Source organism: Sutterella seckii (genome assembly GCF_009183815.1).
In the GTDB taxonomy this organism is placed as follows: domain Bacteria; phylum Pseudomonadota; class Gammaproteobacteria; order Burkholderiales; family Burkholderiaceae_F; genus Sutterella; species Sutterella seckii.
This window is the reverse complement of record NZ_WEHX01000129.1, coordinates 1-5,011: the sequence shown is the minus strand read 5'-3', so window position 1 is coordinate 5,011 and position 5,011 is coordinate 1. Positions and strand designations below refer to the sequence as shown.

General features: G+C 58.2%; 4 protein-coding genes. 2 read left to right on the top strand and 2 right to left on the bottom strand.

The features are described from left to right. Positions 1 to 58: 58 nt before the first annotated feature. Positions 59 to 1,579 (bottom strand): PhnD/SsuA/transferrin family substrate-binding protein, encoded by a 1,521-nt coding sequence (locus GBM95_RS11030; protein ID WP_193222680.1) that lies wholly within the window; start codon positions 1,577 to 1,579, stop codon positions 59 to 61. Positions 1,580 to 1,778: 199 nt separating this feature from the next. On the opposite strand from GBM95_RS11030, the gene GBM95_RS11025 reads away from it, so the two are divergent. After that, the gene (locus GBM95_RS11025) at positions 1,779 to 3,245 is read left to right on the top strand and encodes an FAD-dependent oxidoreductase (RefSeq protein ID WP_152159142.1); all 1,467 of its coding nucleotides are present in this window, start codon (positions 1,779 to 1,781) and stop codon (positions 3,243 to 3,245) included. Then, positions 3,130 to 3,588 carry a cytochrome c3 family protein gene (locus tag GBM95_RS11020; RefSeq protein ID WP_319643769.1) on the top strand — a complete coding sequence of 153 codons (459 nt, stop codon included), beginning with the start codon at positions 3,130 to 3,132 and terminating at the stop codon, positions 3,586 to 3,588. Before GBM95_RS11025 ends, GBM95_RS11020 begins: the two co-directional genes overlap by 116 nt. Before the next feature lie 109 nt (positions 3,589 to 3,697). Here the strand turns inward: GBM95_RS11020 and GBM95_RS11015 are convergent. Next, the coding region (locus tag GBM95_RS11015; RefSeq protein ID WP_152159140.1) for an aldehyde dehydrogenase family protein at positions 3,698 to 5,011 on the bottom strand (1,314 nt) is incomplete at its 5' end.

Sequence of the window (5,011 nt, the reverse complement as noted above, 5' to 3'; positions counted from 1 at the left end):
CCAGGAGAAGAAATCCAGCAAGCCTCTGTGAAAATATTCCCCTTATCGTCATGCAGCTTCAAGGGGTGCTGTTACCGGATTTCTGGAAATTCACGAAATACGTTTCTGCTGGCGTAGTAATGGCTACTTTCACCGGAGAAATTCTGGCGTCGTTGAGGGTGCGCACGGCTTTGCGGCAAAGTTGACCGAGATCCGTCCGCACTCTTGCGGGCGCTTCGCCTTTGGCATAGCTTCGCACCTTGCCGACGATGTCTTCGGCCCGCTCTGCCTGAGACCGGATGGAGCTGATGCCGTCAAGCAGGACATCTGCAGGCGCACGAACGTCGGTGTCAAGCATGCGCTGCAGGCCCTGCGAATAGCTCACGATGGCGCTCAAGGGCTGTCGAAGTTCGTGAGCGATGATTGACGACATTTGCCCGACTGCGCCGGCACGTCTGAGCGTCTCCATGCGTTCAGAGGCAATGCGCGCCTTTTTTTCGCTTTCCTGCTCGCGGTGAAGCGCATCTTTGAGTTCAGCAGTGCGCAGGCGCACAAGGTAAGAACTCCGGGCAGCGTGAGCTGCAAGGCCGGCAATAGAGAAGAAGAGCAGCAGGACATACGTTTTATATTCGTCCCAGAACCTTCTCCAGGTCCAGGAACGCAAATATTCGTACGGCCCCCGGCGTATCGCACGGTACAGATTGTCGACGCTTGAGAAGTCGCTCGCGATTCCCCAGCTGAGATCATGCGGCCCGGGAAGCATCGAGAGAAGAGCCTGAGTGGCAAGTCTTGCATTTTGCGGGGAAAGCCGGGGCGTTGCGAAAATCGTCCAGTTGGGATAAAGCCTGGTGGAAGAGAGGCATCCTGCGGGATGAATGCCGGGTTTCACCGCGATCGGCTTGATGTCGCTTACGTCCTCGCCGGCATTTGCGAGTTCCTCCAGAAAGCATGTGCGCACGACGGCGACATCGGCGGCTCCGCTCCTGAGAAGATCGAGTTCCCGCGTCATGTCGTGGCCGCTCGGGATCAGGTCGCTGAAGAAGCGGTCAGGGTTGAAGCTTCGGGACGCGATTTCGCCGAGTGCGATATGCCAGCCGGCAAATGCATTAGGCCCTGTGGCCGTCGCTTTTTTCCCCTTCAAATCCTCAAATTTGTCAATGTCTGCACGTTTCCTGAGGGTTATGAAGAGTGCGCCTTCCGCGTGATTGGGATCTGGAGCAAAGGAGGACACAACTGTGGCAAGGTCTCTCGCGCCGCCGCCGAGCATGCGTCCGTATGTGCCGGCAGAACTGAGCACCAGATCCGCATCGCCGATATCTTTGGTTTCGCCGGAATAGACCCGGGCTGAGAAATTGCCACGTCCGAACGTCTTGCGGAATATTTCGATGGTGTCTTCCACCACCGGGTAGTGAATGTTGGGTTTGGCGAACTGCGTGACGAGGAGCTTCACTACAGGTCGGGCTGCGTCGACAGGACCTTCGGGCGACGCAATTTCTTCTCCGATGACGTAGGGCGGCGAAGATGGAGAGGTCGAGGGTGCCTCAGCAAAAGCAGGGGCAATCAGGATCACGAGGACGAGCGAAGGGAGGAGCAGCTTCACGGCATTGAGAGAAACAGAGGGCTTTGATTGAATTTTATGGAAAGAAGGGCATGCTTTTCGAAATTCTGAGTGCAGAGGCATTTTCAAAAGCATGCCTCTAGACAACGGTCACGATGCCTAGGCATGCATTCGGGAAAGAATCCTCATGTTGGTTGGCTTCTCATAAGAGATGCAGGAAAACCTAAAAAGGAAGAAGAAAATGATTTCCCGTCGTAATCTCCTGAGAGGATCTGTAGCCATTTCGGCTGCCGGTCCGCTTGTCCCCGCTGCCGCAGCCGCTCATGCAGACCCCAAGGAACGTGATGCGTACGACGTCGTCATCCTCGGCGCCGGTACGGCTGGTCTGGTTGCAGCCATTGAGGCGCATGACCTGGGCCTCAAGCCTGTCGTGCTCGAAAAGATGGACTATGCAGCAGGTAATTCCCTCTATGCTTCGGGCGGGATTGCCGCCTGGGGAACGCCTCAGCAAAAGGCTGAAGGCCATGAGGAAAGCCGTGAAGCATTCCGCGCCGATATGATGAAGGTGTCGGAAAACCGCGCTGATCCCGCTCTTGTCGACACGTACGTCGCGCACATCGGCGAAGATCTTGAGTGGCTGAAAAGCCATGTCGGCGTCAAGTTCGGCAAGATCGGCCGCAAGCCGTGGCCGCTTCTCTACCGGATGCACAACGTGGACGGCAAGGGGCTGACCGGCGGTGCGAGGCTGATCCGCGATCTGCTTAAAGCTGTAGAGGACCGCGGCATTCCATTGCTTTTCAACACAAAAGCAATGGAGTTCATTACTGACGAGCATTTCCGCGTTTCAGGCGTCAGGACGGTTACGGATGACGGGTGGAAGAATTTCTATGCCAGGGACGGCGTTCTCATAGCGACGGGCGGCTTTTCCGGCAGTCGGGAAATGCTCTGCCGCTACATGGGCGGTCCGCTTTCCCGGCTCGTCCTCCGCGGATCCCCCTATGTGACGGGAGAAAACATTCTTCTCACGGCTCCGCTCGGCGCCAAATTCGTTCACATGGATCAGTTTCACTGCGGCCCGATCGTTGAGGAGACGCATGCGAATCCGAATTTCGTGATCGACGCAGGCGTAGGCCTTGATGTCGACGTGCGCGGCAAGCGCTTCATGGACGAGATCTATACCTACACGCAGAAATCCATGGCAACGGCCACAAGAACGCCGGAGAACCTCGCCTACCATTTGATTGACAGTCATTGGCCCAAAGCGGCTGCTGCGGCTAAAAAATTTATCGAAATGAAGACCAAAGTGCTGGTCGCCGATACGCCGGAGGAGCTTGCAAAGAAGATGGGGCTTGAGCCCAGGGTTTTGACGGATTTGTTTGCCGAATTCAACAGGGCGCTTAAGGATGGGCGGCTGAAGGAAATGAATCCTCCGTGCTCACTCGATGAGCCCACGCCTCTTGATCAGGGCCCGTTCTATGCATTCCCCTTCCAGGGCGGTATTACGGCGACCTTCGGCGGGCCGAAGATCAACGAAAAGGCAGAGATCTTGACCAATGAGGATCGTCCGATAAAAGGTCTCTATGCAGCGGGAAATGCTGCGGGCGGTCTTTTCTACGGCAACTATATCGGCGGAACTCAGTTGGGCGGCGCTCTGGTGTTCGGGCGCATTGCTGCCCGGCAGATGGCTTTGTCGCACAGAATGGGCTAAGGGGGAAGGAAAAATGAAAAAAGAGCTGCTTTGCATTCTTGGTCTGTTATGCCTTTCAGGAGCTCTCGCGGCGCAGCCGGCAACGGCGGATCGTCATGCGGCGCGCGGAATGGGCTGCGAGGCATGCTACGCAGACAATGACAAAACGAGGCCGGTACGCAAGGATGCATGCCTCAAATGCCATGGAAGTTATGAGTCAATGGCCAGAAGAACGGAGAAGGTGGTTCCCAATCCGCACTTCAATCATTACGGAGACCGTGACTGCACGACCTGTCACAAGGGTCATCAGCAAAGCGTTGTTTTCTGCAATGCGTGTCATCAGTTTGATCTGAAGACGCCCTGATTGACGAGTCTCTGAGACAGAAAAAACGGGAAGGCGCGGCGCAAACCGTCCTTCCCGTTCTCAGCTTCTGCAGCAACTCACCCCGAAACCCGGGATGAGCCGTCAATTATCAGAAGAAGCCGCGCTTCTTTTCCGAGAGGCTCACGTAGATGTTCTTCATCTGGCTGTAGTGCTCAAGGATCACCTTGTGCGTCTCGCGGCCGATGCCGGACTTCTTATAGCCGCCGAAGGGCGTGTGGGCCGGGAGCTCGTTGTAGGTGTTGACCCACATGCGGCCCGTGCGCACGCCGCGGGCAACGCGGAAGGCGCGGTTGATGTCGCGCGTCCAGACGGCGCCGCCGAGACCGTACTCGGAGTCGTTCGCCATGGCGAGGACTTCTTCCTCGGTCCTGAACTTCACGACGCAGGCGACCGGCCCGAAGATTTCCTCCTGGCAGACCTTCATCGAGTTCTCGCAGTCGACGAGGAGGGTCGGGCGCATGAAGGCGCCCTTCATGCCGGGAACCTGAGCGCGTTCGCCGCCCGTGAGGACGCGTGCGCCTTCCTTCTTCGCCTCCTCGACCCAGCCGAGAATCTTCTCGAGCTGGCGTTCATTCACCTGGGAACCCATCTGGGTATCCATCGACATGGGGTTGCCGACCTTCACCTCGCTGAAGGCCTCGGCGAGCTTCGCGACGAATTCGTCGTAGATCCCTTCCTGCACGAAGATGCGCGAGCCCGCGCAGCAGACCTGGCCCTGGTTGAAGAGGATGCCGATCTGGGCGCCTTCAATCGCCTTGTCCATCTGGCAGTCGTTGAAGTAGATGTTGGCCGACTTGCCGCCGAGTTCGAGCGTTGCCGGAATGATCTGCTTCGCGGCGGCAAGGCCCACGTCGCGGCCGACTTCGGTCGAGCCCGTGAAGGCGAGCTTGTCGAAGCCGGGGTTCTCGAGCATCGCCTGGCCCGAAACGGAGCCGCGGCCGGTAATCACGTTGACGACGCCCGGCGGGAGGATTTCATTGAGGATTTCGCCGAGGACGTTGAGCGAAAGCGGCGTCGTCGACGAGGACTTGATGACGACGGTGTTGCCGGCGGCGATCGCCGGGGCGATCTTCCAGGCGCCCATCAGAAGCGGGAAGTTCCACGGAACAATCTGGCCGACCACGCCGATCGGCTCGCGCAGAATGATCGAGAGCGTGTTTTCGTCGATCATCGTGGCTTCGCCTTCATCGGCGCGGATGCAGCCCGCGAAGTAGCGGAAGTGGTCCGAGGAGAGCGGCACGTCGACGAGCGTGGTTTCGCGGATGGGCTTGCCGTTGTCGAGCGTTTCAACCGTGGCGAGCTCCTTCGCGCGTTCGTCGATCCTGTCGGCAATCTTCAGAAGAAGCGCGGCGCGTTCCTGAACGGACTTCGCGGCCCAGGCGGGCTGAGCGGCGCGCGCGGC

Excerpts from the sequence above, each read along its gene's own strand:
- GBM95_RS11025 (WP_152159142.1), top strand. The coding sequence starts at position 1,779 with ATGATTTCCCGTCGTAATCTCCTGAGAGGATCTGTAGCCATTTCGGCT.
- GBM95_RS11020 (WP_319643769.1), top strand. The coding sequence starts at position 3,130 with ATGCTGCGGGCGGTCTTTTCTACGGCAACTATATCGGCGGAACTCAGT.